Here is a 3533-nt window from a genome sequence, read left to right on the forward strand (position 1 = left end):
ACATTTCCGTTGGCGTAAAAACGGTTATTACCCGTTTTATACCTTAAGCCCAGTTCATAGTTCCAGCCTGACTCTGCTTGCAGGTCATTATTGATGTTGTTATCAGACGACCTCACTTCTGCGATAGTAGGCGTTGAATAACCTTTACTTACAGAGACCCTGACAGAGATGTCATTTGCGATTAAGTAAGATAAGGTGGCCTTCGGCATAAATTGCGTATTAAACTTGCGCTCTTTTGTTGCAATTGTTACAGGGAAGTAACTTTCATAGTTGTAGCTAAAAAAGTTTAAACTCGATGCAAGTTCGATCAGAAATTTATTGTTAATGTCGAAGTTTAATCTGAAGTAAGCAAAATCCTGGCTGGCTTTTAAGCGGTCTGAAGCTTGCATTGAGCTAGCTTCCCCACTATTATTATTAAAGTTTTTAATCTGACTTTTGGTAGCAGAACTTTCTAATCCTATTTGAGCATTAAATTTAATGTCTTCTTTTGCCTGAGCGTATTCTAAAAATGTTCTTAGTCCAAGCGTACTTTCGTAGCGCTGTTCGTAATTAGTTATAAACGGGTTCTTGAAGTCGGTATACGAGGTAAACAAAGCAATAACATGCTTTAGRTATTTATTGATCTGGTACGAATTGGATATTCCCCCGAAAATGGTTTTATTGTAAATGGCAGCTTGCTGTGAAATGGCGCCAGGTAGTGTTGATGTTGCCGGACGGGCCAGTTTAGGGTTTTGATCTAATTGTGTAGCCGTTAATCCACCTGGTGTTTCGTAATTTAAATCGCTGTAAAAAGCAAAAGCCTTTAAACTGCCAGCGTTGCTATAATTCCATTGCTGCAGCGTTTGAAAATATTTTCTACCCATTGCACTGTTTTGTCGATACCCATCGCTTCTCTGATATCCTTCGCTGAAACTGAAACTATACTTTTTATATTGTTGTTTGATTGATGCCGTTTGATGCAAAAGACCATAAGAACCTCCAATTGCTGAAATATTAATTTCATTGTGGTTTATGGCGGGGGGATTAATCAAAATAGCACCACCTGTGTTTGCACCAAAAATACTGGCTTCTGGTCCCTTATAAATCTCCATCATCCCTACCGCAGAAACATCTAAGGCATTAAGGTAGGTATTTCCACCTGCATCAGTTAACGGGAAATCATCAATGTAAATTTTAATATTTCGAATGCCAAAAGGAGATCGGAGTAAACTGCCACGAAGCGATAAACGATAGCTACCTGGCGAACGTTCTTCCATTCTTACACCAGGAATAGTATTTAAAGTACTCACTAAGGAACTGCTCTGCTGATTTCCGATTAAATTGCTATCAATCAAAGTTACGGCTGATACCGATCTTAATAATGAATGTGAATTGTAATAGCCTTTAACGGTAACTTCTTCGAGTTTTTTGGTTGAATCGGTTTTTATTGTTTGCGCTAAACCGGTAAAGGAAAATAAAGTCAAGAGTAAAGTAAGGTTCTGTTTCAATAGAATGATAATTGATGGTTTAGCCACAGATTGGCAGATAAATTTAGCGCATATTCTGTTAACCTGTGGCTATTTTGTAAACTATTATTGATTTCGTCTCCTGTTTTTTACCTGTTAAAAGAGGCTAACAGCCAAAAGAACAACCTATGAACCCGATTAACTAAAACTAAATTACAGTATTATACCTAATTTTTTAGTTAAATTTTGTTAAATCGTTTCTAACTCAAACCTGGATAGTTTCTGGTCTTATTTAACCAGATTATCCTGTAATTTTTTCTCGATGTCTTTTGCGTTTAATATCAGCGCAGAGAATTGCGGGTCTGATTTTACCAGTAAAAATTTACCGTTGGGAAGGATAATTGCCGAGGTGCCACAGGAAGTAGCCTCTTTAAATAATAATTTTCTAAGAAAACCCGAATCGGTTTCTATTTCTAAACCTTTTGATTTAATCGGACTGAAACTTTTTCCATCCTCACGATATTGGTAAATGGCAACTTTTGGTCTGGCTTCGGCTTTTTCAAGAATGTTTTTTTGAAAGGCCCATCTTACATTGTTCAGGAATTCTGCGTTCTGATAGTTAAGGTCTTTCCAACAGTCGTCTTTATTGAAATCGTATTTGATGATAATGGTATCTTTTAGCTTAAGCCTTTCGTTTTGTTTCAAGAAAGTATACAACGAATCCATCTGGGCATCAGTTAATGTCCCTGCCTGATAACGTTTGGTTTCATCCAGATACAGTTTTGGCGAACAGGCATATATAAAGATGGAAAGAAAGAGAAAGGTAGATAATTGAAGTTTGATTTTAGGGTTACTTTTCATTTGTGTGAGCGTTAATGTCGAATATCCTGGTCAAATTTAGATTTTCTGACCAGGAAAGTTCTTAAAAATAAATTTATAACTAAAATTTTATTAGACAATGTTTTTGAATAGAAAAGTTCGTCATCCGATTCAATAAAAATATCTGTAATGCCGCAATAAACCTGAATATAAAACAATGTGTGTTATAGTCGTTTATTTTTTTTGGAAAGCAATTGCAGTATTCCATCGGTTAATTTCTTCCTGCTCTACCTTCCCGATGAAAAACCGGGACCGTTCGGTCAGGTTTAGTTTGGTCATTTTTCTGCTACTATATCGGTTTTCCGTGCTACAGGCCTAAGTTTCTAGCCCTGATCGGAACGGGCATCCCGATTTAGCACTATTCTTTATTGTTTTATTGTGTGCCTGCTTGTTTCACAGGTTTCTATCGTGATAAAGTAGAGAGCAAGACTAAATTAAAAATAGCAAATGGCATTGCGCTCCAAAAAAAATATTGCTATTCTAAAAACCTTACTTAAAACTTACAGCGATATTGATAGAACCAATTATTTTATACTTCTGTAAATAAAAACTCTTCCCCAATAAAATAACTTTCACCAAAGATTAAGAGTTTTAGTTTATTTTCAGGTTTAGGTGAGCTTCCTACAAAATTTGATTGAATGTTGTGCTTGGCCAGGCATATCTGATATTTCTCTAAAACCTGTTTTGGACCACGAGCAAACATCCCTGAACCATCCTTACACAATTTAAAAATATCCATAGCGGCATTTATGCCATAGGCAAAAGGAAAATCGCCGTAATAGTTTTTTAAATGGGTTTTATATAGGTCTATGAACAGTTTTTCTGAGTTTTTTGCTTTTCCATTATAATAAAGGTCTCCTTTAGCATCTGTTAATTCATAAAGTAAAAAATGGTCAGAATAGAATGAGAAATGAGATGTCCATGCTCTTGAAAAATTTTCGAATGCTATATTTATAATTTTTAATTCCCATGTCTGCTTTGCTTGTCTGTCAGAACTAGGATAGAGGTTAAAAATTATATTAAGATCTTTATCCTGATAATTCAGCTGAGAAATAACCATTCCCCCGTCTTCATAATAATCATCACTTGTGAGTGTTTTTTCTAATCTTTCAGGAAGTTTGTAATTGAGCGTTTTCAAAGTAAATGGCTTTGTTTTAAATTGTTCTTAAACTAAGATAAAAAATGTAACTATATTTTTAACATTTAAGC

At 35.2% G+C, this 3533-nt stretch carries 3 protein-coding genes; all 3 read right to left on the bottom strand.

The annotated features are described in order from the left end of the window. Positions 1-1487 (bottom strand): TonB-dependent receptor (locus tag AC1DND_RS26155; protein WP_477585555.1); only part of this gene is annotated, 1487 nt, incomplete at its 3' end. Positions 1488-1733: 246 nt separating this feature from the next. After that, a complete protein-coding gene (locus AC1DND_RS26160; RefSeq protein WP_477585557.1) occupies positions 1734-2306 on the bottom strand; it encodes a hypothetical protein in 573 nt (190 codons plus the stop codon). A 547-nt stretch (positions 2307-2853) separates the two neighbouring features. Next, on the bottom strand, positions 2854-3462 hold the full coding sequence (locus AC1DND_RS26165) for a hypothetical protein (RefSeq protein ID WP_477585559.1): 609 nt from the start codon (positions 3460-3462) through the stop codon (positions 2854-2856). Positions 3463-3533: the final 71 nt, after the last annotated feature.

The sequence above is a fragment of the Pedobacter sp. 01N416 genome, from assembly GCF_056399685.1.